Origin of the sequence: Butyrivibrio sp. AE3003, assembly GCF_000686065.1 — a bacterium.
Lineage (GTDB): Bacteria > Bacillota > Clostridia > Lachnospirales > Lachnospiraceae > Butyrivibrio > Butyrivibrio hungatei_A.
In genome coordinates, this window is the sequence record NZ_JMLX01000001.1 from 2381015 (window position 1) to 2406883 (window position 25869).

The window sequence follows — 25869 nt, forward strand, 5'->3', positions numbered from 1 at the left end:
ATTATTTTACTTTTCCTTCCTTTGCTTTGGGCTCTTTTCCGGGCGCTTCCTTCTTGGGAGCCTTGGCAATTTCTTCTTTCTTTGCTTTTATCTCAGCAGAAAGAGATTTCTTAACGTCCTTGGTACTCTGGCGTTCCACGAACTTCTCTCCAAGCTCAAAGATCTTGTCCTTGGCATCATAGTGATAAACGCTGTCCGTGAGCTTATCTGCAGGATCTACCGTTGTTGTATTCACTTCTTTGACCATATTCTTCAATTCCTGCAGATTGAACTTTCCATTATCAGGAATGATCAAAAGCTCATGGATACTGCTCGGAAGAATAAAGAACGAGCTGTTTCCAACACGCTCAGAAGCCTTCTCCATAAAATCCTGATAAGCAATAACTCCGGCGCCGTTCACATATCCCTCGACAGAAGCAACATACGTCTGCTCCTCTTTAGGAAGATTGCCAAGGCCAAGCACATCCACATCATCAATTCCCATCTGCTTAGCAAGAACATTAGCCATGCTCTCGATAACGATTGGCTTAAACTCCTGAGCATTACTAAGCGCATCTACATGAAGCTGTTCTGCCGTGATTCCGTACTGCTCAATCATCCTGTTTGTCACAAGCACGGAAGTTCTTCCCTCATCGGTCTGTGTAAGCTCAAAGCGATAAACAACCGACATATCCTCGATATCCTTATGCGGAACTTTCTGCAAAAGATCTGCGTTTCTCTCAGAAGAGACAACTTCCATGGTCAGCTTTTCCTTCATCTTGCCGTAATCATTAAAAGAATCGATATCAAAGTCAGGCCCGCTATGAAGTGATCTGTTGGCAAACTCCGCCGCAGTAGAAGCAATACAATCAATGCTTTTTCCCTGTTCATACTCCTTAAAAAGCTCGTTAGCATTAAGGTTCACACCAATATTGCTGCCATCCGGCTTTACTGTTATCGCTTCGTAAGACTCATTCATCTTCTCCACTGTTCTCACATCCACAGATGTTTCCATTCCATACTTAGAATCAAGAGTCTCCTTGATTTTTTTTGCCATTTCCTCCTTAAATTGTTCAAAGTCCATATGCTTTCCCTTTCCTATTTCTTCTGAGCCGTTCTTGTTGCATGAAAAAAGCGCCAACCCATGACTTATTAGTCACGAGCTGACGCTCATTCTTTTATTATCTTCTGCGCAAAAGAAAACAAGGAAGCACTTGGCTCTTACCTGCTCCCTTGTCCACTATAATAATAACATGCCTATTTTAAGGTATCAACGGACAATAGCGGGACAAAACCGAGACAATTTAGGGACAAATAGGGACAAAATCGGGACATTACTAATTATCTTGCCTGGGTGGAACATATTCCGAATCCTTTTCATATTCTTTTAAAAGTTCAATAACATCGTTATAATTTAAATCATCATAAAATTCATAGCCCTGTTTTTGAAGGAATGCATTTAAGCCTCTACCAAAATCACGTGTTTTATCCTTATAGTTCAGAAACCAGACAATATAATTTTCAACATTTTCCGGGCGCGAAAAAACTCTTAACTTACCATTCGAAGAATATTCATCACCAAGATAATCTATTATTTCTTCGAGCGATAATCTTAATTGTTCATCTGACCGATTGTAATTATATGCATACAAATCAACAACAAGCATAGATAAATCTATTTTTTCACTCGTCTGAAAGCAACACCTTTCTTCATATATACCATGGATTTCAAAGGCCTCATTCTGTAGCTCATATAAATATGCTATTCTGCTTTTCTCCTCTTCCGACTTCTTAGTTTGATATATATAAAAGCTAATAACAGAAAATATTGCTATTATAGTCATTCCTATAAATATAATTTTTTTCTTCATAATCATTTTCCAATTAAAGCAGATATTTCTTCCTCAAGTTCTTCTGCGCTCAAAGAATCAACATACTCATCCCCTAATTCACGTTTTATCTTTTTAATAACTCATGTGAAGCATCTGTTCCATATTTTTATCAATCTTAAATCCCCTCATAGTACAAAAAAGCACCTACCCTTTTGCAGATAAGTGCCTTGATACAAAGTACAATAAAAATTGAAATAGGGTATAAAAGTTCCTTTTGAATTGATATTCCCAATCTGCGATATTCAGCCAACCCCAAGCCTTACCATTACTATATTGTAGTGGTCTTCACATCTTGACGTAGAACTATTACTCTGATTCCTTACACTCATCAGTAGCGTTAACAAAAATTAGTTCTTTTTCACTATTCTCTTTGTATATATCCATGAGTTTAGCTTCGTATTTCTCAAGTTCAGCTTTTTTCCTCTTTATCGCTTCGAGAATAACCTCATTTTCTACAGGCACTAACACTTCGTATGCCTGGATTCTACTATTTTCGACAATATTATTTAATTCTTCCTGTGTATATTTGCAAGGCAGCTCCTTTGTCAAAATCTCTTCAAAATTTTCGCTAAGCTTTATACAGCAATCATGCTGCATAATTGCCCCCATTAACTTTGCCGAAAGATCAGGATAATCAGAAACAGCCTCACTGACCTTTCTGTATTTTTCATCTTCTTTCAAACATTCAAGATATGTCATACACTTCTCCTTCTTGAACAAAAAACTTTTCTTACATTATCTTCTCTTGGTACCACATAGTCCTCAAAAATATTTGTGAAATATTCTCAATGCCCCCTCAAATCAAACTCACTGGATATCCCGTAATAGTCTCCCCAAGTATATAGAATGTAATAATTATCACCATCAATATTTGTATCAAAGTACACAATCTGTGTCTCAATTTGTTTTATTTCGCTATCACTTTGAGGTTTAACATGGTATTTTTCACTGAACTGAGTATAGTATAAATTTAAATCATCCTGTGACAACTCACTTTTTAGTAATAGTGCGCCAAAATATTGCATTCCATTGCCATTTCCACACAGTTTCGCCGCCATAGATTTTTCTTCAACTATGACTGTTTTTTCGGGAAGAGGAATCTGTTGTAATTCATTTACAATATTTTTTGCGACATTATCATTATTGATAGGGCACAAAATATATAGCAAAAGTACTCCTGCTACTATTAATACGGGAATAAATTTAATAATTTTAAAAAAAAACTTGATTTTTCAATATAGTTTCTCCTTACAATTACAGTGTATCAGTTATTATATTCAGAAAATGCATTATAGTAATCTTGTACCGTATAACCGTATGCAATTGCCATGGGATTTTCCGGATCCCCATTATATCTTGTAAAAACTACTCTTTGTTGTTCAGTTGATAAATTGTTTATATCATACCCAAATTCATCAGCACCTGCACATAACACCAGTGCAGCCATTTCTACATTAAATTCTTCATCCTGTAGTTTGTTCCAAAAAAATTCTACGTCCTTCCAATTTTTCCTATCATAATTTGTTCCGTAATGTAAGTTATATGCATCTATTGCAGTTTTACCGAATATTTGTCCTACTCCAGTAGATGAATCTGATCTATATTTAAGAGGACGCGTAGGTGGTTGCTTAGATGGCTTTTTCCAATAATTCATTGGATCTATGTTTGAAAGCCATTCGTCATATTCTTCTTTTTTATGCTCGTAAGCATATGTTTGCCTAACTTGTGCATCGCCAAGTGGATCGTCATATCCATAGCATCTTATTTCTCGAAAAAGGACAGCTTGAATCATAGCTTTATCAACATGATATTTTTTTGAAGCACTTTCTATATAAGCATCCAAAGAAAACACTTTATTTAAGGCCCTAGCATCATCATAAATGCTATCCTTTATTTTTTGTGGTGCTGTCATATCTCTATCCGAGATAGCTTTTAATTCTTCTTCTAATTTTGTAGGCTTTGGTTTTATGGGGATTGAATGTAATCCAGGCGGATAAAACGGTATGCTAAATGGATTCAAGGAATTTACGCTTGCTCCCAGCGCCATAAGACTTACTTTTTGCTTATCTATTTCAACAGCCTGAGGATTTATTAAATCAAGCCCCGCTGTTATTTCTGATACCTCATCTATATGCTCAATTATCGCATTCTTAAGCCCAGAATTAATTACTCGTCTACTCGCTTCGTCATCGAAATCCTCCATTTTTCTGATACAATCCTGAAGGAAACCACCAGTACCGCAGTAATCATCATACTTAACTATCGTGTTTCTGAAATATACTTCCTCTACGCCACAGCCGTATTTGCTAAGCCTATCAAAGACATCCATTGATTTTTGCTGAATATTAAATCCGCTTCTTTCAAGTCCTTCAAGTTGTCCCTGAAAGCGGGCTTGTACCTTTTTAACTACATCGGTATCTATTCTTGCATCAGCGGCAGGGTCGACCATAACCTTGAATGTTTCATCAAGATCCGTATATTTTTTGAGCATTTCTTTTGAAAGTTCGTATTGTTGGCGGTTTACTTCTTTTTGCTTTAACCCTATAAATGTCTTGGATTTTTCAGCAGCCTGTCCCACAAAAGTCTCATTGTTCTCATATTTTTCATAAGCTGCACGAGCCGCCGCTAATGGCTCCATATAATTATGGACTGCGTGCTCAAAATATTCTATAAAATCATTTACTTTCTTTGTATCCCAACAAATCCCCATTTCTGTTTCCTCAATCCTACATTTTACTTAAGCTGCTTTCTCTTGCACGAAGCTCCTCTTCAAGAGCTTCAATCTCTTCTTCACATTCTCTTATGAGCTCTTGGAGCTTTTCCATTGTCCGTTCAATGGCAGATAAGAGATTCGATGTTTCAGATATCTTTCCGCTAAGCTCTGAACAGATATCATTCCTATGATCATCTGCATCTTGTTCGAGTTTGCCAAGCCACTCGCCGGAATTTGTAATATCATATGCTTTATCAGGATTATAGATATCATCCTCAATAACTCTTAGGTTTTGGCTGATATATTCATACGCTTCTTCGCAATAAGCAAGGTCGCGTTCATAACCTCTTTTTTCTGCTTTCTTTTCTTCTATTCTTGAATGAAGTCCCATTTCTTACCTCCGATTTGTATCTACAGTAAGTCCGTTACTGAGAATCCTATCTTGCTCGATCATACTATCGCGTAGAGTAAGAAGAGCCCTCGGAAGTGATTCGGAAGCTTCGTGTCTATACGTATCTGTAGACTTATAAAAAAGCTTAAGAATCTCGTTCATCTCACGACCAACTTTTGTTTTTTCGAATACGTCAATCTTGCTAAGCGATTCTTCTGAGAGAACGCAATTAGCAGTCGTGCCGCCTATTTCTCCAACTATATCGGTAAACACTCGCGTGTCCATGTATACGCTATTTTCTGCCATATTACTCCTTATTGTTTATTTTATAGAAAACTATTTTAATAAATCAGTAACATTTTATCACGCCAAAATACGCTTTATCAAGCAAATTTATCGCCACACATCAAACACAAATGGTCACCAGCACCATCTATATTTCCCCCATCTCTCTGTCTCTGCATGCTATAAATGGAGATTTCTTATACTGTTCAGCCTGTTTACCACAACTAACTTCATTCTTGAAATAGTTCAGATAATTATGATATGATGTTAATACTATTTTTACATGCTCGTACTATAGTTTTATAAAATCAAAATAATGAGGTAGCAAAATTGAATCGAAGCGATAAACGCTCAGAAATTAATAAGCTGGATGAGCAGATAAAAGAATATGAAGCAAAAATCTTTAAACTCGAAGAAACATATAAAGAAGTAAAGATACATTACAACAATATTATAAAAAAAGTCTATGAGCCGCAAAAGGCTTACGATATGTCCCCTTTTGCCGTCTGTGGAAAAGAAGCCCAAGCCGAGGCAGAAAAATATAAAGAAAGAATCGTCACTGAATTAGAAAAAAGTCTCAGTGATACTTCTAAATTCTTGTCTCAAATTGTTGCTATCAAAGAAAAGATACTAAAAGAAAAAAAGGAATGCGAAGATAGGAAAAAAGCACTTGAAACAGAACTTGACGCAATTTCATAACGCGTCCGGAATTCATAAAAGCGCACTGTTAGAAAATGCGCTTTTACAATTCTCTCTCATATCCGTACCAATACTGCAGATTCCATATTGCAGCTATGATAGTGCCAATAACAACTACTGTAAGCTGCGCATGCCTTGAATCATAGCTTTTCCAAATAGCGCAAAGAAACGCTATAGCTACGCAACTTATCACTGAAGCAAGTATTTTGGCAATCGTAAACATATGCTGTATTATCAATGCCAAAAGCACTGCTATCCCGAAGATAATCAAATTTGTCTTTTTATCAAATCCCTGTTCTCTTACAAGAAATACCGGGATAGCTCCGATAACCAAAGAATTTGTCAAATCAACTCGCTTTATCAGGGCAACCACGATTCTAATTATAAATTCGGTTACCAACAAAAGAATATATAAAAAAACTGTCATTTGATTTCCTCCTTTTTCAATTTACTCCGCCTTTCTTACACGATCATACATATACTCTGCCTGATAGTAACTTCCCATAGTTGTTGGCGCATTAAATAGCGCAGATAACAGATAGTTCTTTATATTCCTAACCTTAGTCGTATTATCCTTCATACATCCCATGACATACTCAAGATGCATATGGTTGAGCTTTAGAAACTTGGACTTAACCAGGTTGGTCGGATACTCATTCTTTGAAATCCAGATTGTAGGCTTTCTGCAAAGAACTGTCTCAAGTACAAGGTCATAAATCCCCTCAATAATATCTACATCTTGTGGATAGCGTTCACTCATACTATCAATATCTAGATTTTCTCTTACAATTTCAGCATACGCACTGTACTCATCATTCATATCCTGATTCATCGAATAGATATGATTTGTATGTATAACTAAATTATTATTATTTATATTATTATAATTAGCATTGGTTTTTCCCATGTCTAGACCTTGTTTTTTCCCATCTCCAGACATTGTTTTTTCCAAGTTCTTGACCTTGATTTTTCCCATGTCTGAACATTTCTCTTCAGAACTTGTTTTTTCCAATATCTGCTCTTGAACAAAGTCCTTAAGATAAATCAATGACGGTTTACCTTGTCCTTGCTTTCTACGTTCCAATAGACCTATCGCCTCCAACTCCCTAAACAAATTGATAGCTTTGTTTTCCTTACAATTAAGCATTTCCATTGCTTCAAGCTGAGAATATATGATATAGGCTCTATTTTCGGCATCTAACCACTTATTCTTCTGTGAAAGTGACATTCTATCAAGCATTAAGCCATATAGAATCTTGGCATCAGAGCTTAGCTTCTTAAAATGCGCATTGGTAAAAAGAAGCTTTGGAACTCTGTAAAAAGCATGCATCTCAGATTCTTGACCATAGAAATAATCAAATATTATCTTTTCGCCCATGCTTCCATATCCTCCCTACAATTACTTTCTATTACTTTTAATTCCCTTAGTGGTGCAATATCTGCACTACCCTATCAATTGAAATCTACACATCCTATTGAAATTTTTAACGTAAATCTTACTTGGTTTTCCTTTAGTTTGAATCTTAAAAATGAGTCCTATATCTTCAAGCTCATTCATACAATCAATAACTGTATGTTTTGAATAATTGATATCTTCTTCAATCTCTCTTAGCGGATATATAATGTAAATCCTATTATCTTCATCAAACCAATTATGCCTTCCGGCTTCTTCCATCTTTGCTAAAAGAACCGCATACAATATCTTTGCCGATGGAGATAGGGAAGAAAACTTCTCCCCTGTCAAAATCTCTTTAGGTATCTCTACAGAAGCAAATTGCTCTGATTGTGTGTTATAAAAATATTCCAACATCATTTGTTGCCCTCTCCTTCCTGTGATTCCTTCCACTGTTCCAATAAGCCTACTATTATCCTTTCTATTTCTGGCTGAGTATAGTAAGCCGGAAAGTACTTATTAAGCTTCCTCTCCGAAAACGTGATCTTCTTTCGTTTATCTGTAGAAGAACGTCCCTGAATAATGATTTCCAAAAGCTGTTCATGTGTTAATGAACTATCTTCTCGGTACTTCCTCAGATCCATTAACTGTTCCTGTTTTATCATTCCGTTTTCGCAGATATACTCATATATCCACTGCTGATAAGCATGATTGAGATATGATAATTCTACCGCCACCCCTAAAGCTAATCTTTTTACATCAACTAGATTTAGAAGATTGGGAATTAAATATGTTAGGCGTATGAACCTTTGTACTTGAGATCCACTTACTCCGGAAGATTCTCCTACAATATCAGCCGCTTCCAACTTCCCCCCAGTCTGGGGGGAAGTTTCTCTTTTTGCTCCCTGATGCTTTATTGCTTCTAATTTCATCTTGTAAGCGAATGCTCTCTCACTTGGAAGTATCTCTTCCCTCTGCATATTGGCATTGACCATTGCAATAGTCGCATCATCATTAGTCATTTCCTTTATAATTGCCGGAATCTTTCGAAGTCCTGCTCTTCTAGCCGCATGTAACCTTCTGTGACCAGAAATCATTTCATATGTCCCCTCATCATCCGGTCTTACAAGGACAGGAGTTAAAACTCCGCTTTCTTTTACACTTTCTACAAGTTCATCCATCTTCTCATCATCGACAACCTTAAATGGATGATTTTCAAAAGGATATATTGATAAAACTTCCAAATCCACTGTACCTTCTGTACTTGGAACCCCAAGAAGTTCATCTATACTTGAAAGCTTTACTTTCTGTCCAATCCTACCTGCCATTTTCCACTACCTCCTCAATCAGATATGTATACGCCATCGCTGCTTTGCCCTTTGGATCATATACATAAAGACTACTTCCTGATGCACTTATCTCAGCTGCTCGTACCGATAAAGGTATTTCTTCTTTAAAAATTCTTATATTTGATGAATAGTTCTCGTATATCAGTGTTGTGATATCCTTTGCATAATTAGTTCTACTGTCTACCATCGTTATAAGTATTCCTTCAATCTCAAGCTTTGAATTAAGCTGCCTCTTTACTCTTCCGATTGTCTTAATGAGCTGCTGAAGACCTTTTACAGGAAGGTACGCCGCCTGAACAGGAATCAATACTGAATCTGCACAAGCCAATGCATTTATAGTCATCATTCCAAGAGATGGCATGCAATCGATGATGATATAGTCGTAAAACTCTCTTGCTTTATCCACATATTCTCTTAAAATGGTTTCTCTGCTGATAACACCTGTCAGAGTTATTTCTAAACTGGACAGATCTATATTACCCGGAAGAACATCTACATCCTCCATATGATGAATAAGCCCTTTTTTCACATCTATGGGTTCATCATTAATAATGTCTACCATCGCATCTGCAAGTGAATAATCAAGACTGTCCGGTTCACTGCAACCAAGACTTATTGTCAGAGACCCCTGTGGATCTGCATCTATCATAAGAACCTTATTTCCTTTTCTGGCCAATCCAATGCCAAGATTCACGCAAGTTACAGTCTTTCCAACTCCGCCTTTCTGATTTGCTACCGCAATAACTCTGCACATATCAATAATCCTCCTCAAATGATTCTATGAACGCATCGATCTTATCTGTATTTACAAGTACAACTCCTTTTATCCTTCTTGCTGCTTTAGCTTCCTCAACCCAAGATTCAAAGGTATGTTTTCCGACTGAATAGAGCTCAGCTCCTTCTGCTATACGTACATATTTCTTTTTACCTGAATTAACCAATTCATCGATGTTGTCTATCTTTTTTTCTTTTTTTAGGCATATCATTTCCCTCACTTTTGCATTTAAACTCGTATGGATATTTCTCTATGTATTTTTCAACGATATCCATATCTACTATTGATGTTTTTCTTAATGGAATATTTGCCCCAATCTCCTGACAGAATCGGACAAAGCCCCAATAAGCCATTCCCAAAGCTCTTGCTCCGTCTTCATATGTGACGTAATGATGCTTTCTTCCTCGGGCTTCTAAATATTTTTCTAAATCTACTGGTGGGGATTTTGATTTGTTCATCCAGTGCCTCCTTTTTGCTCCGGATGTGCAAGAAAAAAGAAAATAAAAAAGGACATATATTATTCTCCATTTCTTGGAGAACACATATGTCCTTAGAATATTTGATCATATAAGGTTTTAATATAATAATTGCCTTTTTCGCTGAAAGAATTCTTTGCAGATAACCGGTATTATCTCTTTAATTTTCAACTGTTCCTCATCAATTATCACAAAAAATAAACACTTTTTGTTTAATTAAATCAACTCCAAACAGCGAATAGAGCGGAGCTCCATTTTGGGCAATCTAGGCACCAAAGTCCATTGAAGGGTATAGAAATCCAATGAAATAGATGTACTTTTTAGTACAACATGTATCTGATTGGACCTCTTTACTCACCGATTCTTCCCTATTCCTCCATACGTCAATTCAAAGACTTAAGCGTTGGAAAGAGCAGCACGTCCCTTATGCCTGCACTGTTAGTAAGCAGCATGCAGAGACGATCTATACCATAGCCGATACCGCCTGTGGGTGGCATACCGATCTCGAGGGCGTTGAGGAAGTCTTCATCTGTGTGCTCGGCTTCTTCGTCACCGGCTGCCGCATTGGCATCCTGAGCTGCGAAACGCTCACGCTGGTCGATAGGATCGTTAAGCTCTGAATATGCGTTGCACATCTCCCATGTATTGATGAAGAGCTCGAAACGCTCAACCTTCTCGGGATCTGTGGGCTTCTTCTTGGTAAGAGGTGAGATTGCAAGAGGATGATCCATGATAAATGTAGGCTGGATCAGGTTCTTTTCACAATACTCCTCGAAGAAGAGGTTGATAATGTCGCCCTTAGTGTGACGATCTTCAAATTCAACACCGCGCTGCTTAGCGATTGCCTTAGCTTCTTCGTCTGTTTCAACAGCGTCGAAGTCAACGCCTGCGTACTTCTTGATCGCATCGTTCATGGTAAGTCTCTCGAAAGGCTTGCCCAGGTCGATGATGTTATCGCCGTAAGGAATCTGTGTTGTTCCACATACCTTCTCGGCAAGATAACGGAACATGGACTCTGTAAGCTCCATCATTCCTTCATAATCAGTATATGCCTGATAGAGTTCCATAAGTGTGAACTCAGGGTTATGTCTTGTATCTGTACCCTCGTTTCTGAATACACGACCGATCTCGAATACTCTCTCCATGCCGCCTACGATAAGTCTCTTAAGGTAAAGCTCAAGTGAGATACGAAGCTTTCTCTCTTCATCAAGTGCATTGTAATGTGTGAAGAAAGGTCTTGCCGCAGCACCGCCTGCATTCTCTACAAGCATAGGTGTCTCAACTTCCATGAAATCTCTGCCCGCAAGGAAATTACGGATCTCGCGAATGATCGCAGATCTCTTCTTAAATGTCTCCTTCACTTCCTCATTCATGATGAGGTCGACATATCTCTGTCTGTAACGAATCTCTGTATCTGTAAGTCCGTGGAACTTCTCGGGAAGTGGCATAAGAGACTTGGACAAAAGAACAAGCTCCTTAACATGAACAGAAAGCTCTCCTGTTCTTGTTCTGAAAGCAAAGCCCTTAACACCGATGATATCTCCGATATCAAGCTTCTTGAAATCTGCATAAGCCTCATCTCCGATATCATTTCTTGAGATGTAAAGCTGCATGCGTCCGTCTCTATCCTGAAGGTTAGCAAAAGAAGCCTTACCCATTACACGCTTACTCATCATACGACCTGCAAGTGATACGATCTTCTCTGCCGGAACATCCGAAAGAGGCACTACCACAGGTCTTCCATCTGCATCTACAGGAGCTACAAACTCAAGGGTATCGAATTTATCCCTGATGTCCTGTGTATGATGAGTCTGGTCATATTTCACAATCTGAAAAGGATCTCTTCCTGCTGCCTGAAGCTCAGAAAGCTTATCTCTTCTGACCTGACGAAGACGTCCAACGTCTTCCTGTGTGTTCTGGTTATTCTGCTGATTATTGGCTTCCAATTTTTGATTCCTCCGCATCAATCTAATATAATCTCAAAAAAGAGCCAGCGAATGTAAAAATCGCCGGCTCCAAAAAATTCACTGTTTTAAATCACCAATTCTTTGAGAGTCACGCATACACTCAAACAGGTACAGCTACTCAGTTTTCAAATCTCTCAATTCCAAGTACCTTATACTTGATAACGCCAGCCTGTGTCTCAACCGAAACAGTCTGTCCTTTTTTTGCTCCAAGGAGTGCTTTACCAACAGGTGACTCGTTAGATATTTTACCTTTAAGGCTGTTTGCCTCTGATGAACCTACGATCTTGTACTCAAGATCCTCGTTGAACTCAAGGTCGCGAATCTTTACTTTACATCCGATGCTGATCTTGTTGAGATCTACATCTTCCTCTACAACTACTTCTGCGTTTTTCAAGATTTTCTCGAGCGTCTCAATTCTTGCTTCGATATCACGCTGCTCATCTTTGGCTGCATCATACTCAGCGTTCTCTGAAAGGTCGCCCTGCTCTCTTGCTTCTTTGATCTTCTCTGCAACTTCTTTACGTTTTACAACTTTAAGCTCGTGAAGCTCGTCCTCGTATTTTTTAAGTCCTTCGTAAGTTAAAATATTCTTCTTCTCTTCCATTGTTACGTCTCCTACCCCTTTAAATATTCAGGTCTGGCGCGTTGCGCAAATTTATATCAAAAAAAATTTCAAATCAGCATTCTATATTAACTTGGATATTATACAGTCAATTATTTTCTGTGTCAATCATATAAAAATCTACCGTTAATGTAACGTCTACGAAAGCATTACCGCTTTGCATGCTTTTTTTAATGAATCCATGTCCGTCATTTGGTTAATTTCATTTCTGAATCTGGCGCTTCCAGGCATTCCGAAAGTATACCAGGATACATGTTTTCTCATTTCTCTTATCCCGATATATTCACCCTTGTATTTAAGCTGAAGATCCGCATGTCTTATGACTGTGTTATAGATTTCTTCGGCGCTTGGCCTCTCACATGCTTTGCCCGTTTCAAAAAAGCTTTTTATCTCCCTAAAGATAAAAGGATTGCCCTGAGCGGCTCTGGCTATCATAACTCCGTCGCATCCGGTCTCTTCAAACATTCTCTTTGCGCTCTCGCCATCCGTAACATCTCCGTTTCCGATAACAGGTATCCTTACCGCTTCCTTGACTTTACTGATAATATCCCAATCAGCATCTCCGGTATAATACTGCTCTCTGGTCCTTCCGTGAACGGCAATGGCCTCCGCTCCGCCTTCCTGCGCCGCAAGTGCACATTCAACGGCATTTATGCTCTTGTCGTTAAAGCCCTTTCTTATCTTAACAGTGACAGGCCTGTCAGAAACTTTCACGAGCGCCGCAACTATCTCTTCGATAAGCTCAGGCTTCTTCATAAGAGCCGAGCCTTCTCCGTTACTTACAACCTTTGGAACCGGACATCCCATGTTGATATCAAGGATATCGAAAGGTCTGTCCTTTATCATTCCGTACGCTTCCTGCATCACGGCAGGTTCTGACCCAAAAAGCTGCAAAGACACGGGATGCTCATCTTTATGTATCTCTATGAGCATGTCCGTGTTCTTGTTCTTGTAAATTATAGCCTTGGCACTCACCATCTCCATACACACAAGTCCCGCGCCCATCTCATGGCACAGGATTCTGAACGGAAGGTCCGATACTCCCGCCATAGGCCCCAATATTATGTTGTTATCAAGTGTAACGTTGCCGATCTGCAACTTACCATATCCCGGCATCAATCATCTTCCCCTAAAAGTTCGGCCGGATCTTCGTGTAACACATAAATCCTGTAATAAAGTCCGAGCGCCTCGAAAAGATCCTGTCTCTTTCTTCTCACTTCACCGACAAGAAGCCCTGCTGTGATCTCATCATAAGTGATATCCTCTTCATCTGCATTTGTCTCTATGCTGATGGTTCCATCCTTCTCAAATAGTATGGTAAATATGCCTCCGGCTTCCTGGGTAAAAAGAACACTGATAATATTGAGCTCTTTCTTTATACTCTCAGGGATCTGTCTGAAAAGAGGATTGAAGTAGTATTTAAGCTCATATGCATTCGCACCGCAAAGAACCACTCTTCCGTCCGCATTTTCTTCAAAAACACGGCCCTTATTGGTCTTATCCATCTTGTCTATGTGAAGATCTTCCTTGCCGTTATCCTCACGGAATTCTCTTTTATATTCCTTTTCAAAATCGGTCTCGCCGCGAACTTTCGCATCATTCTCTTCAGAAAAGCTAGGCTTACTCTGAAGTTCCTTATTATACTCTTCCGAGAAACTCGGCTGAATCTCAACTTCCTTATATTCTTCAGCAAAGCTCGGCTCTTCACTGAACTTCTTACTAAATTTTTCAAAAAAAACCTGCCATCTATACTAAAATCTCCATTTATTATTTTCTTTTGTTCTTATCATAAAGGACCTTAAGTCCTTCAAGTATAAGTATCGGGTCGTATATATCAATCTCTTTGGTCTCATTGGAAATGAGTCTTCCAAGGCCTCCCGTTGCCACAACTTTCATATCAGGCATCTTGGCCTCTTTCTTCATCTCTTTAATAATGTACTTGGTCTGCCCGATTTGTCCGTAAACAAGTCCGGCCTGCATACTTGATATGGTCTCTTTTGCAAGAATACTCTTAGGCTTCGCGATCTCAATCTCGGGAAGTTTAGCCGTATCCTGCCACAGCGCCTTGGCTGATATCCCGATTCCGGGTGCAACAACTCCGGCAAAAAACTCACCTTCGGCGTTTACGGTAACATAGGTCGTTGCCGTTCCAAAGTCGATTATCATAACAGGTCCGCCATAAAGTTCATACGCTCCGACAGCGCCTGCAATAAGGTCGGGTCCTATTTCCCTCGGATTATCCGTCGCGATCTTGATACCCGTCTTAATCCCCGGGCCTACAATATAAGGTTTCTTACCGATATATTTCTCTATCGCATTTACAAGAGCGTGCATTGTCTTAGGCACTACGCTCGCTATCATTACGCCCTCAATATCATCCGTCGTAACTCCGTTTGAACTCAGAAGCGTCACAAGATTAATTCCAAACTCATCGGAAGTTCTGGGCATCTGTGTTGTCATTCTAAAGGAGCTCACAAGCTCATCCTGTGAAAAAACTCCGAAAGTAATGTTGGTGTTTCCCACATCAATTACCAGAATCATAGTTTCCTCCGTCTTTTTCTCATACATATCCGTAAAGTCCGCGCACCGATACCTCTCCGGCGTTTATGTTAACGACATTCCCGTCAGAAAGTCGCACTTTAAGCGCACCGTCATCTCCGATTCCCAAGGCAACCGCCTCGTACTCTCCGCGAGGGTCAAGTATCTTGACCGTTCTGTCTCTGTTTATAAGCCTGTCCTCATATTCATCTTTTAAAAGAGACAGATCATAAGTCTTCTCAAATTTCTCGTAGTTTTCTTCAAATCTCTTCATACATGCAGCGACAACGCTTGCCCTGTCAACTTTAAATCCGGTCTGAGTATAGATAGAACCTGCTATATCTTCGATCTCCTCCGGAAAAGAATTCATGTTGACGTTTATTCCTACTCCGATAACCACGTTGTTTATGGTGTTGTCGTTATTCATATGAAGTTCCGTAAGTATTCCACAAATTTTTTTACCCGCTATGACAACGTCATTGGGCCATTTAATCTGGGGATAATCCGCAAACTCTTCGTTGTCGGCAAAAAGATCCTCAACACCCTGTGCAATCGAAAGTCCCATAATAAGTGTAAGAACCGAGATCTTGTCAGGCGGCGCAGTGGGTCTTACAATAAGGCTCATTGCGATATTGCTTCCGCCGGGAGTCTCCCAGTTTCTTCCTCTTGAGCCTCTTCCACTCGTCTGAACATCCGCGACAACAAGTGTACCATGAGGTGCATCTTCTTCTCCGAGCATCTTGGCATCGTCATTTGTAGATTCCGTAGTTTCCTTAAAAATAAGGTTACGGGCAGCCCACTTGGTACCGAGCTGCCCCCTTATATTTTCTGCATTTAGCATTATCAATTTCCTTTTATTGTTGCCAGCATCACAGCCTTTATAGTGTGCATGCGGTTCTCAGCCTCATCAAACACTATAGACCTTTCTGACTCAAACACTTCATCCGTAACTTCCATCTCATCAAGGCCGAATTTCTCTTTGATCTCCATTCCGATTCCTGTATTGAGATCGTGGAATGAAGGCAGGCAGTGCATGAATACGCTCTTCTCTCCCGCATTCTTCATGATATCCATATTTACCTGATAAGGACGAAGGTCTTTTATCCTCTCCTCCCAGATACTGTCGGGTTCACCCATTGAAACCCATATATCCGTATAAACAATATCAGCACCCTTTGTTCCCTCCATAGGGTCTTCGCTGAAGTTTATGGAAGCGCCTGACTGTGCGGCAATTTCTTTACATGTGTTTACAAGTTCCTCTGAAGGGAAATATTTCTTATTAGATACAACGGTAAAATCAAGACCGAGCTTAGCGCATACGACCATAAGCGAATTACCTGTGTTGTATCTTGCATCACCCATGTATGCAAGGTGAAGTCCCTTAAGTTTGCCAAAGTGTTCCTTAATGGTCAACATATCTGCAAGCATCTGTGTGGGATGGAACTCGTTTGTAAGTCCGTTCCATACGGGAACTTTACTGTACTTGGCAAGAGCTTCAACTTTCTCCTGCTCAAAGCCTCTGTACTCGATTCCGTCGTACATACTTGCAAGAACTCGTGCAGTATCGGCAATACTCTCTTTTTTACCGATCTGAGAGTCTGTGGGATTAAGAAATGTAGATCCCATTCCAAGATCCGAAGCTGCAACTTCAAAAGAGCATCTGGTACGCGTACTTGTCTTCTCAAAGATAAGAGCAATATTCTTTCCCTTAAGTTCATCGTGAAGAATACCCTCTTTTTTCTTTCTCTTGAGCTCTGCGGCGAGGTCGATCAGGTACTCAATCTCCTCAGCAGTGTAATCAAGAAGTTTCAAAAAATCGCGTCCCTTTAAATTCATGTCATGCTCCTCCGTTCAAAATAATTATGCACTATTATTACACTCTGTCTCTATATTGTAAATAAGGGATTGCATTTCTGCAATCCCTCATAATATCACCAAAATACATGCTCACCGATGACAATTCCTTCTCGGCCGTTGACTCTTCTGAAGTGAAGAGCGGATCCTACTGTTGTTTCACCGTTAAGCGCTGCCTGGGCAGCCTGATAATTCATATCATAAATTTTATCGCTGTCGTAAACCTTTGCAACCGTTCCGTTAAGTGCCGGTGTGAACTGTCCTGAAGCATAAATAACATTATAGATGCTGTTAGGATAAGCACCGCTCTTAACACGGTTCATAACAACCGCTCCGACCGCAACTCTACCGTCATATGGCTGATTGCCGGCCTCACACTGGATAAGTGCGGCAAGAAGTTTAAGTTCATCAGCACTTGCATCCACAGCGCCTCTGTTCTCTCGAAGAGACGGCTCCTTGGCTGCCTGTCTGCCCTTCTTGTCGATCTCACGCATCTTGATCGCTGCCATCGACTTACCTTGGTCGATCTTAAAGTCTGTGCTTACATACTCGGCCTGAACGAAACCTTTATGATCGTTGTAATCAACAGCGATCCAGCCGTTGCCCATATCTTCGAGCATGTCTACAAAAGACTTCTCACCAAGCACACCGATAACCTTTGCGTCATCAGAGTCACTCGATCTTACTTTAAGTGCACTACTGTTATTGGTTACGATCTGCTTTCCAACTTCGGATGCAAGTTTTTCCGCGTCTTCGTCGAACAAAAGACTGTCATCCTTTGCCCATCCGATAACATCACCGGAACTGATCTTAGTCCATCCGTCTTTTCTTTCTAAAATTTTTCCGCCGCAATCCTTGTAAAGAACACCAACCTTGTTGCTATCTTCATTTGACGCGCTGTCAGGCGATGCCAGAATGTACATAGCCTCTGCTCCTTTAGACATTACAAGCTTGCTTTCTTCACTGCTCGTGCTTGAAGACGATGCGCTCATAGCTACGGAGGATTTGTTGCTATTTCCAAGTACTCTTGCTTCCGTTGAAGTTTTATCAACACCAAGAGGCGTTACCGGACTGACAATATCGGATATTCCTGCCGAGAGATCCGCACATGGTTTGGCTTTGAGCGAACTTCTCTTAGCCTCTGCTGTTATTCCTTGAGAGATGAAAAGTACAATGATCAAAGCCCAGGTAAATAGCAGCTTCGAAACCTCCAAGAATAACTTCATAACTCTATTCATTGCTTTCGTTTCCTATAAATTCCTACTAAATAATATTACATTTATGTTTCGACTTGTTAACGTTAGCAAAACACTGTAGTAGAGATATTAGCAAATATATCTTTTTTTGTCAAATTTTATACTTTTTCAAGACTGCAAATGCAGGTATTTCAAAGGCTTCTGCTCTTTTCGATGCAGGCGGTTACCGCATTCATGACTGTACCCCTGAATCCGTTTTCTTCAAGAACATGAACTGCATCAATTGTTGTTCCGGCAGGTGAGCATACCATGTCTTTTAATTCACCGGGATGCTTTCCTGTCTCAAGAACCATCTTGGCACTTCCAAGAACCGACTGGGCAGCGAACTCATATGCCTGTTTTCTGGGCATTCCACCCTCTACAGCGGCATCTGCCATTGCTTCTATGAACATAAATACGTAAGCCGGTGAAGAACCGCTTACTCCTACAACTACATCCATGAGAGACTCAGGAACCGTGTAGGCTTTTCCAAAGCTTCCGAGAAGCTCTTTTACGAAGCTGTAATTATCGTCATCCACAAGATCGTTTCTGCAAACCGCCGAGCATCCCTCAAGTACGAGAGCCGGTGTGTTTGGCATAACTCTTACAATCTTTACCTGCTTCTCAAATTCGTTCTGAAGCCAGCTTATTGTCTTTCCTGCGGCAATGCTTACGATCACCTTGCTGTCGTCAACGCTGTCCATGATATCTGCGATAACAACCTTTAAATACTGAGGCTTAACGGCAAGAATTATGATGTCAGCCTCCTTTGCCACGGCAGCATTTGAACTGCGTGTCTGAATCCCGTATTTTTCGGAAACTTTAGCGCATGTCTCTTCGGTTGCCGCAGTTCCTATGATCTCATCAGGTCCCATAAGTCCTTTGGCAATAATCCCGCCGATCATCGCCTTTGCCATGTTTCCAAGTCCTATAAATCCAATTGTCATTTCTTCATTTCCTCCTCTGTCTGGATGCTTCAAATGTAAGTATAGCTGCCGAAGTCGCAGCATTCATCGATTCAACCTGCCCTTTCATCGGTATCAGCACATACTCTGATGCCGCATCCGCTGTCTCCTTGGACAATCCGTTTCCTTCATTTCCTATGAGAAAAGCCGTAGGCTTCGTATAATCAAATTTGTCGTAGTTCTTTTTTCCCTTAAGATGCGCAGCATAGGTCTTTATCCCTCTATCCGAGAGCTTTTCCACATAAGAAGTGATGTTATCCACATACATAAAGGGCATTCTGAATATAGATCCCATGGTTGAGCGAATTACCTTGGGATTATAAACGTCGGCAGAGCCCTTACTCAGTATAACCCCCGTTACACCCGCGCCCTCCGACGATCTAAGCATGGTTCCCAGATTTCCGGGATCCTGAATATTCTCAAGTATGAGTAAAAGAGGTTTCTCATTCCCCATCTCTTTGTAACCTTCGAGTACCTCTTCCTCCGAGTAATGATACATACTTACTACCGCCAAAACCCCTTGCGGTGTACGCGTATCAGCCATTTTCTTCATAACTTCGGCCGTTACCGTTTCAGCTCCGTATCTCCAAAGGATTTCTTTGTCATCCTCCGAAGCCTCATCAAGAAATTTTTCTGTCACATACGCCTCTCTTACCTGAAGAACAGGCGCTTCTCTCAGCATCTTCATGCCTTCTATGACAAATACGTTTTCCTCTTTTCTGGCCTTACTTTTTTGTATATAGCTTACAACTTTACGCACACGTTCGTTGTTTACACTCTTGATCATATATACCTCTTTTGGTCACCGATTTCACGCGATAATTTAGCGACGTGTATAATTATTATACCACATTAAAAGAGTTTATATCACGATTGTCACTATATAGCGCGAGTCAGCAATGCGCGCTTCATAGATTCCATCATGTTTTTTGACAACATCCTTGATATTCTGGATGCCAAAGCCGTGATTTTCCTTATCTTTCTTGGTCGTAAAACGGCCATCCTTCTCGCCGGGAATCTTTTCAATAAGTGTATTGTTACTTATAAGAATGCCCGCTTTGTCGCCTACACTCTTGACCTCGATACTCACTTCACGTTTGTCCTCGTCAAGAGCTTTCGATGCCTCAATTGCATTCTGAAGAACGTTGTAAAAAATAGTGCAAAAATCAAAATCCTGAACATCTTCCCTGTTCCTGAGGACACCTTCATACTCAAATTTAATTTTTGCTTCTTCCATGTGCTTTGCAAGCTCGTTTATGACCGCATCCACAGCCTTATTTCCCGTATAGCTCTTTATTGCGGAACAATCAAGCTTAGCATCGATAGACTTAAGATAATCAAGTATCTTTTCATTTTTGCTGTCTGATGCAAGCTCTGAAAGCGCCATTACATGAGCTTTCATATCATGTCTGAACTTTCTGATCTCGGTGTAATCATTTAAAAGCCCTTCAAAATAGTCAGCCTGACTCTTAACAACATACTGATACCTTAGCTCACGTTCTTTCATGCCGAGATTCTTTTTTACAATATAGCTCTGCCAAAGCATGACTCCGATAAAAAGAAACAGCACAAGCATCAGTGAAATGCACATCCTGACGTACTCTCCGGAAGAAAGATTTCTTCCCGCACTCATCCTCTCAAGTGGCGGAATGATCAAAACAAGTCCCAAAAAGCACACAAATATCACTCCCCACTGAGCAGTCCTGAATGAATAATCCAGTCGCTTTCGGACCAGTACGTTTACCACGCCGTGATAAATAATGATTATCAAAATGGTACAAACTTTTGCATTTATTGTCTCCCAGGCTATCTTTTTAAACAGAATCTCCTGTCCAAATCCTATGGTAGACGCAAACATTTTGATAAGTTCCGTAAGCGAATCCATTATTATCCATGCAAGAACAATATATAATGCCCCTTTAAGCCTGTTCCCCTTCTGAAGCAGAAAAACAAACAGCAACATAAAGACATTCGGAATAATACAACAATCATCCGATCCGCCGGTCAGCCAATAGAAAAGGCCGTCAACTGCAGAAGCAGTCACGATAAGCGCAACAACAGCATACTTTCTGCGTGTTATACGTATATCAAACACATATAACAGACAAAAGTAATATTTAAGCATATCCAATATACAATAAACTACTGCAATCACGCACCCATTCATTTTTTCAGCTCACCCAACAGATAATCATTGTATCCTTTTCTTACTTTTTCTCTATAACTCCTACCGATTCTTATTGCAGAACCGTCTTTAAAGCATACCGTTTCCCCGGTAATGTTCTTTATATGGTTAAGATTTACGATATATGACCTGTGAACCCTCAAAAAGGGCATTCCACCAAGTTTTTTTTTCACATTCTTTTAAAGTACAAGTTATTATCTTTTCGTTGTTTCCAAGATATAATATCGCATAATTCGAGTCTGACTTAACATAGACAATATCTGACTTTTTATAAAATATTGAACCGTTATAATTTGGAAAATCTATAAAAGAATCGTTTTTCTTGCGTTCATAAGCCTGATCGAGACATTTACATATCTTTTTTTCATCAACAGGTTTTTGAAGAAATCCCCTCGTTTTGTAACCAAAAGAATCCCAAACCGCTTCAGAATGAGCGGAAACAAAGACAATGCTATGGATATTCTGCATCTCTTCGGCCTTATGCATGACCCTAAGTCCGTCAATGCCCTCCATCTCAACGTCAAGAAAAAGCAAATCAATGTGACTGTCGTGCTCATTTATCACTTCTTCGCCCGAATAATAAGAAAAAATCTCGCAGGCGATACCGTTGTCGGCAAAATGCTTTTCGCATATTTCCATGATCTTGCGATGACATTTCGGGTCGTCGTCGCATATACCAACACTTAAATTCACCATATTGCCACCCCCCAATCCACTTGAGAAAGCTCATTGATATAATATTAACATATCGTGAATGGCCTAACAACGTGCATATCTGCAATTTTTGACCACCGATTTTTATGTCATTTACACAAAAAATATGTCATTTACTAACTTATTCTTTTCTTTTTTTCGACAATATTATACTCTATTTCATATGAAATTAAAATTTTGGGGAAAGGAAAGAGGTTTACGACGACCACAATGATGTATTTAATGGATATCTGGGATTGGCTCAGCGGACGTTGATCCACCCAACACAAAAAACAATGGAGCGCCTGCAAGAGTATTCTTACAGGCGCTCCATTGTTTATGCTTGCACTTCTCTGAGCATCTGCCCAACCGTCTTATGTAATACGGGATGAACAAGCTGTTCATTTATCTCGGCAAGCGGCTTTAATACAAATTGTCTGTTCTGCATATCTATATGCGGAATCGTAAGTCTTTCATTTTTCATTACCAAATGGTCGTACATGATTATATCAAGATCCAAAGTCCTCGGTCCCCAGTGTACATCCCTGACTCTTCCGAATTGTCTTTCAACATCATGTAACTTATCAAGGAGTTCATCGGGAGTGTAAAGAGTTCTTATCTCAAGCGCTCCGTTCAAAAAATCATCCTGATTTTCATATCCGTAAGGCTTTGTAGTTATGAACTCCGATTTCTTGCCAACCCTTATAAGCGAATCTTTCGAAAGCTCCTCCAGCGCTCCTTTTATGTTTTTCTCTTTGTCACCCATGTTTGAACCAACCGACAGATATGCCGTATGCCAGCCTCTTGAAATATTGACGGACACGTAGCTGAGCGGCAATCCTATAGGTGCCCATGGCTTCTTTACTTCTATATCAACCTTTTCCAAAAGCGGAAAACTTAACAGTATCTCCTCAGCAAGCTCCTCGCTTACGGTTTCTATTAAGTTATAGGTATTTCCTTTAACATAATCATATATGAGATGGCAAACTTCATTATAATCTACAGAAAACTCCATTGTATCGCACATTCCGGCTCTTCTCGTATCCAAATACAGATTTGCCGATATGAGAAATTTCTGCCCAAGAGCATTTTCTTCTCTCAAAAGTCCGTGATTTCCAAAAATTTCGAGATCAACAATCTTAATGCAATCCATATTTCCCCCTCCTGTTCGTTTCATCCACAAATACTATCGGCAACAGCAAGTGCTCGCTTGTTTGCCAATACATCATGCACTCTGAAAATCTTGCCTCCAAATTCTCTTCCAAGCACATTAAGTGCTATCGTTCCCTCTTTTCTCTGATCCACTTCAAGTCCTGTGATATTGCCGATGAGCGACTTATTCGATATTCCAAGCAACACGGGATAGCCAAGTTTCTTAAGCTGACTTATAAGTGATATGCACCACATATTTTCTTCAAAGTTCTTGGCAAATCCAACTCCGGGGTCGAGGATGATATTCCAATCATAAATGCCGTTATCAGTGGCTATTTTTATCCTCTTTTCCATGTCCTCAATTATTTCCCGTTCAAAAGAAAATCTGTCCATGCTTATGATCCTGTCTGCTTTGTTATGCATGATACAGACCGGAATCTCCGCGGCTGCAACGACCTGTGCCATTCGATGCTCAGTATCTTCGTAATAATCAAGCCCCCAGATGTCATTGATCATATCCGCACCGCTTTCTATAACCGCTTCCGCAACTTCCCACTTATAAGTATCAACAGAAACGGGTACATCGAACCGCTCTTTTATAGCTTTGATCACCGGGTTAATTCTTGCTATTTCGTCCCAACATGATATCTTCGTGTAACCGGGACGCGTTGATTCACCTCCTACATCAATTATGTCTGCACCGTCCCTTATCATCTTTTCCGTCTGAAAGAGTGCGCTGTCTACGTCTAAGTACTTTCCTCCGTCAGAAAAAGAATCGGGTGTAACGTTCAAAATTCCCATGATAAGTGATCTGTCTGAATCTAGATCGAAAAATTTTTTCCCTATCTTCATCTCTTCTCACCGCCCTTGTTTTTAACTGATTAGTTTAAAAAAAGTCTCTCTTAAATTCTGATCGTTCTCAAAACAGCCCCTTGACGCGATAGTCACGGTTTTACTTCCGCTTTTCTTTATACCGCGCATAGAGACACACATGTGCTCAGCTTCGACAAGAACCATAACGCCCTTGGTCTTAAGATTTTTTGCAATGGCATCCGCAATCTGGCCGGTCATTTGCTCCTGAATCTGAAGTCTTCTTGCAAATACCTCGACCGTCCTTGCCAGCTTACTGATGCCGACAACTTCATCTACCGGAACATAAGCGATATGCACCTTACCGAAGAATGGCAGAAGATGGTGCTCGCACAATGAATAAAATTGAATGTCTTTCTCAAGGATCATTCCGCTTTCTGTAACAGGAAATGTCTTTGATAGATGCCTCTCAGCGCAGTCTCCGTAACCCGAAAGAATCTCCTCGTACATTCTTGCCACTCTTTCGGGCGTTTCGATAAGTCCCGATCTAGTGGCATCTTCCCCCATTCCTTCAAGCAGAAGCTGAACTGCCTGCTCAATCTTTTCCTTGTTGATCATCTCTCCACCCACATAATTTTTTATATGTAACCATCAACAAGGCTATTACAATACGCTTTTGCGGTCAATCACTATCGAGTAAACAACAGATTTTTTTCGTGAGCGAAGTGTTTGTTACTTTTTTGCATACAAGAAACCCCTTACCGAATTAACCGGCAAGGGGTAAAATTTAAATTTTCATTTTGTTTTTTAATCAAAGAATACGAGCGATCTCGTACATGTACTCGTTGATATTCTTCTTCATAGCAAGAGCTTCATCGATATCATAGTCAACAAACTGACCGTTTCTGTATCCTACTACTCTGTTTGTCTTGCCTGCTGCAAGGATATCTGCTGCGTAACATCCCATCATAGAAGCATAAACACGGTCCTTACATGTAGGACTTCCACCTCTCTGCATGTATCCAAGGATAGTTGCTCTTGTCTCAAGACCTGTAGCTGCCTCGATACGACGAGCCATTGATGTTGAATGTCCGATACCCTCGGCATTTACGATGATGTGATGTGTCTTACCTTTTTTACGATTGTCGATGATGTTGTCGATAATGCGCTGCTCATTGTAATCATATTTCTCAGGAAGAAGTATGTCATCCGCACCGTTGGCAATCGAGCACCAAAGAGCGATATATCCGGCATGACGTCCCATAACCTCAACAACGCTGACTCTTTCGTGAGATGATGATGTATCTCTGATCTTATCTATAGCACTCATAGCGGTATTGATAGCTGTATCAAAACCTATTGTGTAATCTGTACATGAAATATCAAGGTCGATTGTTCCGGGAATACCTACCGTGTTGATGCCCTGCTGTGAAAGCTTCTGAGCTCCGCGGTAAGATCCGTCACCGCCGATAACGACTATGCCATCAATGCCGTGCTTACGGCAGATCTCTGCGCCCTTAGCCTGTCCTTCGGGAGTTGTGAATTCCATACAACGAGCTGTACCAAGGATAGTTCCTCCGCGCTGAATGATATCAGACACGCTTCTTCTGTCCATATCCTCGATTTCTTCATTAAGTAGTCCCATGTAACCCTTCTTGATTCCCTTTACCTTGAGACCGTTCGCAAGTGACTTACGTACAACCGCTCTGATAGCTGCGTTCATACCCGGTGCATCGCCGCCACTGGTAAGTACACCGATTGTTTTGATCTGCTTTGCCATAATTATTTCCTCGATTCTATAGATTAAAACCCTTAAAAATGTCAAACGCTCACATTTGACAATTTATTGACATACTCTTTTCATAATATTAGAGCAATTTTTTTTAAAATGCAATG

General features: G+C 40.2%; 32 protein-coding genes. 1 reads left to right on the forward strand and 31 read right to left on the reverse strand.

Going from position 1 to position 25869, the window contains the following annotated elements; all coding sequences use genetic code 11:
* Nucleotide 1: 1 nt before the first annotated feature.
* From CD00_RS0111490 to CD00_RS0111520, 7 genes are all read right to left on the reverse strand, one after another.
* A complete protein-coding gene (locus CD00_RS0111490; protein ID WP_026656088.1) occupies nt 2-1063 on the reverse strand; it encodes a DUF5688 family protein in 1062 nt (353 codons plus the stop codon).
* 253 nt (nt 1064-1316) lie between these two features.
* Complete coding sequence (locus CD00_RS0111495) at nt 1317-1850, reverse strand: hypothetical protein (protein ID WP_026656090.1); 534 nt, start codon at nt 1848-1850, stop codon at nt 1317-1319.
* A 327-nt stretch (nt 1851-2177) separates the two neighbouring features.
* Nucleotides 2178-2570 carry a hypothetical protein gene (locus CD00_RS0111500; protein ID WP_026656091.1) on the reverse strand — a complete coding sequence of 131 codons (393 nt, stop codon included), beginning with the start codon at nt 2568-2570 and terminating at the stop codon, nt 2178-2180.
* Between the two features lie 86 nt (nt 2571-2656).
* Nucleotides 2657-3040, reverse strand: a complete 384-nt coding sequence (locus CD00_RS0111505) for a hypothetical protein (protein WP_051594173.1) — start codon at nt 3038-3040, stop codon at nt 2657-2659.
* A gap of 95 nt (nt 3041-3135) precedes the next feature.
* Nucleotides 3136-4581, reverse strand: coding sequence for a hypothetical protein (locus CD00_RS0111510; RefSeq protein ID WP_026656093.1), 1446 nt, complete (start codon nt 4579-4581; stop codon nt 3136-3138).
* A gap of 16 nt (nt 4582-4597) precedes the next feature.
* On the reverse strand, nt 4598-4975 hold the full coding sequence (locus CD00_RS0111515) for a hypothetical protein (protein WP_026513584.1): 378 nt from the start codon (nt 4973-4975) through the stop codon (nt 4598-4600).
* A gap of 3 nt (nt 4976-4978) precedes the next feature.
* Entirely contained in the window at nt 4979-5281 is a 303-nt protein-coding gene (locus CD00_RS0111520; RefSeq protein WP_026513583.1) for a hypothetical protein, read from the reverse strand.
* 309 nt (nt 5282-5590) lie between these two features.
* On the opposite strand from CD00_RS0111520, the gene CD00_RS0111525 reads away from it, so the two are divergent.
* Nucleotides 5591-5959, forward strand: a complete 369-nt coding sequence (locus CD00_RS0111525) for a hypothetical protein (RefSeq protein WP_026513582.1) — start codon at nt 5591-5593, stop codon at nt 5957-5959.
* A 43-nt stretch (nt 5960-6002) separates the two neighbouring features.
* Here the strand turns inward: CD00_RS0111525 and CD00_RS0111530 are convergent, their stop codons facing one another.
* The 24 genes from CD00_RS0111530 to pfkA form a co-directional block, all read right to left on the reverse strand.
* Nucleotides 6003-6386: a hypothetical protein gene (locus CD00_RS0111530; protein ID WP_026656094.1), complete on the reverse strand. Its 384-nt coding sequence runs from the start codon at nt 6384-6386 to the stop codon at nt 6003-6005.
* A 21-nt stretch (nt 6387-6407) separates the two neighbouring features.
* On the reverse strand, nt 6408-7337 hold the full coding sequence (locus tag CD00_RS0111535) for a DUF6017 domain-containing protein (RefSeq protein ID WP_026513580.1): 930 nt from the start codon (nt 7335-7337) through the stop codon (nt 6408-6410).
* A 66-nt stretch (nt 7338-7403) separates the two neighbouring features.
* Nucleotides 7404-7805 carry a replication initiator protein A gene (locus tag CD00_RS0111540; RefSeq protein ID WP_207640489.1) on the reverse strand — a complete coding sequence of 134 codons (402 nt, stop codon included), beginning with the start codon at nt 7803-7805 and terminating at the stop codon, nt 7404-7406.
* A complete protein-coding gene (locus CD00_RS0111545) occupies nt 7769-8680 on the reverse strand; it encodes a ParB/RepB/Spo0J family partition protein (RefSeq protein ID WP_026656095.1) in 912 nt (303 codons plus the stop codon). Before CD00_RS0111545 ends, CD00_RS0111540 begins: the two co-directional genes overlap by 37 nt.
* Entirely contained in the window at nt 8670-9455 is a 786-nt protein-coding gene (locus CD00_RS0111550) for a ParA family protein (RefSeq protein ID WP_026513577.1), read from the reverse strand. Before CD00_RS0111550 ends, CD00_RS0111545 begins: the two co-directional genes overlap by 11 nt.
* 1 nt (nt 9456) lies before the next feature.
* A complete protein-coding gene (locus CD00_RS0111555) occupies nt 9457-9642 on the reverse strand; it encodes a DUF6462 family protein (protein ID WP_207640490.1) in 186 nt (61 codons plus the stop codon).
* A gap of 1 nt (nt 9643) precedes the next feature.
* Nucleotides 9644-9934, reverse strand: a complete 291-nt coding sequence (locus tag CD00_RS18210) for a DUF6462 family protein (protein WP_051594174.1) — start codon at nt 9932-9934, stop codon at nt 9644-9646.
* Nucleotides 9935-10335: 401 nt separating this feature from the next.
* Nucleotides 10336-11898: a lysine--tRNA ligase gene (lysS, locus tag CD00_RS0111565; protein WP_026656098.1), complete on the reverse strand. Its 1563-nt coding sequence runs from the start codon at nt 11896-11898 to the stop codon at nt 10336-10338.
* A gap of 139 nt (nt 11899-12037) precedes the next feature.
* The gene (gene greA / locus CD00_RS0111570) at nt 12038-12523 is read right to left on the reverse strand and encodes a transcription elongation factor GreA (protein ID WP_026513575.1); all 486 of its coding nucleotides are present in this window, start codon (nt 12521-12523) and stop codon (nt 12038-12040) included.
* A gap of 156 nt (nt 12524-12679) precedes the next feature.
* Nucleotides 12680-13657 carry a tRNA dihydrouridine synthase DusB gene (dusB, locus tag CD00_RS0111575; RefSeq protein ID WP_185750445.1) on the reverse strand — a complete coding sequence of 326 codons (978 nt, stop codon included), beginning with the start codon at nt 13655-13657 and terminating at the stop codon, nt 12680-12682.
* A complete protein-coding gene (locus tag CD00_RS0111580; RefSeq protein WP_026667872.1) occupies nt 13657-14046 on the reverse strand; it encodes a DUF6145 family protein in 390 nt (129 codons plus the stop codon). Before CD00_RS0111580 ends, dusB begins: the two co-directional genes overlap by 1 nt.
* A gap of 262 nt (nt 14047-14308) precedes the next feature.
* Nucleotides 14309-15082: a type III pantothenate kinase gene (locus tag CD00_RS0111585; RefSeq protein WP_026656101.1), complete on the reverse strand. Its 774-nt coding sequence runs from the start codon at nt 15080-15082 to the stop codon at nt 14309-14311.
* Between the two features lie 19 nt (nt 15083-15101).
* Nucleotides 15102-15920: a biotin--[acetyl-CoA-carboxylase] ligase gene (locus tag CD00_RS0111590; RefSeq protein WP_051198993.1), complete on the reverse strand. Its 819-nt coding sequence runs from the start codon at nt 15918-15920 to the stop codon at nt 15102-15104.
* 2 nt (nt 15921-15922) lie between these two features.
* Nucleotides 15923-16915 carry an ornithine carbamoyltransferase gene (argF, locus tag CD00_RS0111595; RefSeq protein WP_026656103.1) on the reverse strand — a complete coding sequence of 331 codons (993 nt, stop codon included), beginning with the start codon at nt 16913-16915 and terminating at the stop codon, nt 15923-15925.
* Between the two features lie 95 nt (nt 16916-17010).
* Nucleotides 17011-18171, reverse strand: a complete 1161-nt coding sequence (locus tag CD00_RS0111600; RefSeq protein WP_026656104.1) for a cell wall hydrolase — start codon at nt 18169-18171, stop codon at nt 17011-17013.
* A 149-nt stretch (nt 18172-18320) separates the two neighbouring features.
* Complete coding sequence (gene proC / locus CD00_RS0111605; protein ID WP_026656106.1) at nt 18321-19115, reverse strand: pyrroline-5-carboxylate reductase; 795 nt, start codon at nt 19113-19115, stop codon at nt 18321-18323.
* Between the two features lie 4 nt (nt 19116-19119).
* Nucleotides 19120-19920: a TrmH family RNA methyltransferase gene (locus CD00_RS0111610; RefSeq protein ID WP_026656107.1), complete on the reverse strand. Its 801-nt coding sequence runs from the start codon at nt 19918-19920 to the stop codon at nt 19120-19122.
* Nucleotides 19921-19995: 75 nt separating this feature from the next.
* Nucleotides 19996-21228 carry a GHKL domain-containing protein gene (locus tag CD00_RS0111615; RefSeq protein WP_207640491.1) on the reverse strand — a complete coding sequence of 411 codons (1233 nt, stop codon included), beginning with the start codon at nt 21226-21228 and terminating at the stop codon, nt 19996-19998.
* 68 nt (nt 21229-21296) lie between these two features.
* Nucleotides 21297-21470 (reverse strand): LytTR family DNA-binding domain-containing protein, encoded by a 174-nt coding sequence (locus CD00_RS21500; protein WP_081811905.1) that lies wholly within the window; start codon nt 21468-21470, stop codon nt 21297-21299.
* On the reverse strand, nt 21427-22014 hold the full coding sequence (locus tag CD00_RS0111620) for a LytR/AlgR family response regulator transcription factor (protein WP_026656109.1): 588 nt from the start codon (nt 22012-22014) through the stop codon (nt 21427-21429). The genes CD00_RS21500 and CD00_RS0111620 overlap by 44 nt, the downstream gene beginning before the upstream one ends.
* Nucleotides 22015-22348: 334 nt before the next feature.
* Nucleotides 22349-23164 carry a 2-amino-4-hydroxy-6-hydroxymethyldihydropteridine diphosphokinase gene (gene folK, locus CD00_RS0111625; RefSeq protein WP_026656110.1) on the reverse strand — a complete coding sequence of 272 codons (816 nt, stop codon included), beginning with the start codon at nt 23162-23164 and terminating at the stop codon, nt 22349-22351.
* Between the two features lie 20 nt (nt 23165-23184).
* Complete coding sequence (gene folP / locus CD00_RS0111630) at nt 23185-24015, reverse strand: dihydropteroate synthase (protein ID WP_026656111.1); 831 nt, start codon at nt 24013-24015, stop codon at nt 23185-23187.
* Between the two features lie 21 nt (nt 24016-24036).
* A complete protein-coding gene (folE, locus tag CD00_RS0111635; RefSeq protein WP_026656112.1) occupies nt 24037-24591 on the reverse strand; it encodes a GTP cyclohydrolase I FolE in 555 nt (184 codons plus the stop codon).
* A gap of 193 nt (nt 24592-24784) precedes the next feature.
* Entirely contained in the window at nt 24785-25753 is a 969-nt protein-coding gene (gene pfkA, locus CD00_RS0111640; protein ID WP_026656114.1) for a 6-phosphofructokinase, read from the reverse strand.
* Between the last annotated feature and the right edge of the window lie 116 nt (nt 25754-25869).

What these genes read in the sequence shown, in the direction of transcription:
- CD00_RS0111490 (WP_026656088.1), bottom strand. Translation starts at nt 1,063, where the DNA reads ATGGACTTTGAACAATTTAAGGAGGAAATGGCAAAAAAAATCAAGGAG.
- CD00_RS0111495 (WP_026656090.1), bottom strand. Translation starts at nt 1,850, where the DNA reads ATGAAGAAAAAAATTATATTTATAGGAATGACTATAATAGCAATATTT.
- CD00_RS0111500 (WP_026656091.1), bottom strand. Translation starts at nt 2,570, where the DNA reads ATGACATATCTTGAATGTTTGAAAGAAGATGAAAAATACAGAAAGGTC.
- CD00_RS0111510 (WP_026656093.1), bottom strand. Translation starts at nt 4,581, where the DNA reads ATGGGGATTTGTTGGGATACAAAGAAAGTAAATGATTTTATAGAATAT.
- CD00_RS0111515 (WP_026513584.1), bottom strand. Translation starts at nt 4,975, where the DNA reads ATGGGACTTCATTCAAGAATAGAAGAAAAGAAAGCAGAAAAAAGAGGT.
- CD00_RS0111520 (WP_026513583.1), bottom strand. Translation starts at nt 5,281, where the DNA reads ATGGCAGAAAATAGCGTATACATGGACACGCGAGTGTTTACCGATATA.
- CD00_RS0111530 (WP_026656094.1), bottom strand. Translation starts at nt 6,386, where the DNA reads ATGACAGTTTTTTTATATATTCTTTTGTTGGTAACCGAATTTATAATT.
- CD00_RS0111535 (WP_026513580.1), bottom strand. Translation starts at nt 7,337, where the DNA reads ATGGGCGAAAAGATAATATTTGATTATTTCTATGGTCAAGAATCTGAG.
- CD00_RS0111545 (WP_026656095.1), bottom strand. Translation starts at nt 8,680, where the DNA reads ATGGCAGGTAGGATTGGACAGAAAGTAAAGCTTTCAAGTATAGATGAA.
- CD00_RS0111550 (WP_026513577.1), bottom strand. Translation starts at nt 9,455, where the DNA reads ATGTGCAGAGTTATTGCGGTAGCAAATCAGAAAGGCGGAGTTGGAAAG.
- CD00_RS18210 (WP_051594174.1), bottom strand. Translation starts at nt 9,934, where the DNA reads ATGAACAAATCAAAATCCCCACCAGTAGATTTAGAAAAATATTTAGAA.
- greA (WP_026513575.1), bottom strand. Translation starts at nt 12,523, where the DNA reads ATGGAAGAGAAGAAGAATATTTTAACTTACGAAGGACTTAAAAAATAC.
- dusB (WP_185750445.1), bottom strand. Translation starts at nt 13,657, where the DNA reads ATGCCGGGATATGGTAAGTTGCAGATCGGCAACGTTACACTTGATAAC.
- CD00_RS0111580 (WP_026667872.1), bottom strand. Translation starts at nt 14,046, where the DNA reads ATGGATAAGACCAATAAGGGCCGTGTTTTTGAAGAAAATGCGGACGGA.
- CD00_RS0111585 (WP_026656101.1), bottom strand. Translation starts at nt 15,082, where the DNA reads ATGATTCTGGTAATTGATGTGGGAAACACCAACATTACTTTCGGAGTT.
- CD00_RS0111590 (WP_051198993.1), bottom strand. Translation starts at nt 15,920, where the DNA reads ATGCTAAATGCAGAAAATATAAGGGGGCAGCTCGGTACCAAGTGGGCT.
- argF (WP_026656103.1), bottom strand. Translation starts at nt 16,915, where the DNA reads ATGAATTTAAAGGGACGCGATTTTTTGAAACTTCTTGATTACACTGCT.
- CD00_RS0111600 (WP_026656104.1), bottom strand. Translation starts at nt 18,171, where the DNA reads ATGAATAGAGTTATGAAGTTATTCTTGGAGGTTTCGAAGCTGCTATTT.
- proC (WP_026656106.1), bottom strand. Translation starts at nt 19,115, where the DNA reads ATGACAATTGGATTTATAGGACTTGGAAACATGGCAAAGGCGATGATC.
- CD00_RS0111610 (WP_026656107.1), bottom strand. Translation starts at nt 19,920, where the DNA reads ATGATCAAGAGTGTAAACAACGAACGTGTGCGTAAAGTTGTAAGCTAT.
- CD00_RS21500 (WP_081811905.1), bottom strand. Translation starts at nt 21,470, where the DNA reads ATGCCCTTTTTGAGGGTTCACAGGTCATATATCGTAAATCTTAACCAT.
- CD00_RS0111620 (WP_026656109.1), bottom strand. Translation starts at nt 22,014, where the DNA reads ATGGTGAATTTAAGTGTTGGTATATGCGACGACGACCCGAAATGTCAT.
- folK (WP_026656110.1), bottom strand. Translation starts at nt 23,164, where the DNA reads ATGGATTGCATTAAGATTGTTGATCTCGAAATTTTTGGAAATCACGGA.
- folP (WP_026656111.1), bottom strand. Translation starts at nt 24,015, where the DNA reads ATGAAGATAGGGAAAAAATTTTTCGATCTAGATTCAGACAGATCACTT.
- folE (WP_026656112.1), bottom strand. Translation starts at nt 24,591, where the DNA reads ATGATCAACAAGGAAAAGATTGAGCAGGCAGTTCAGCTTCTGCTTGAA.
- pfkA (WP_026656114.1), bottom strand. Translation starts at nt 25,753, where the DNA reads ATGGCAAAGCAGATCAAAACAATCGGTGTACTTACCAGTGGCGGCGAT.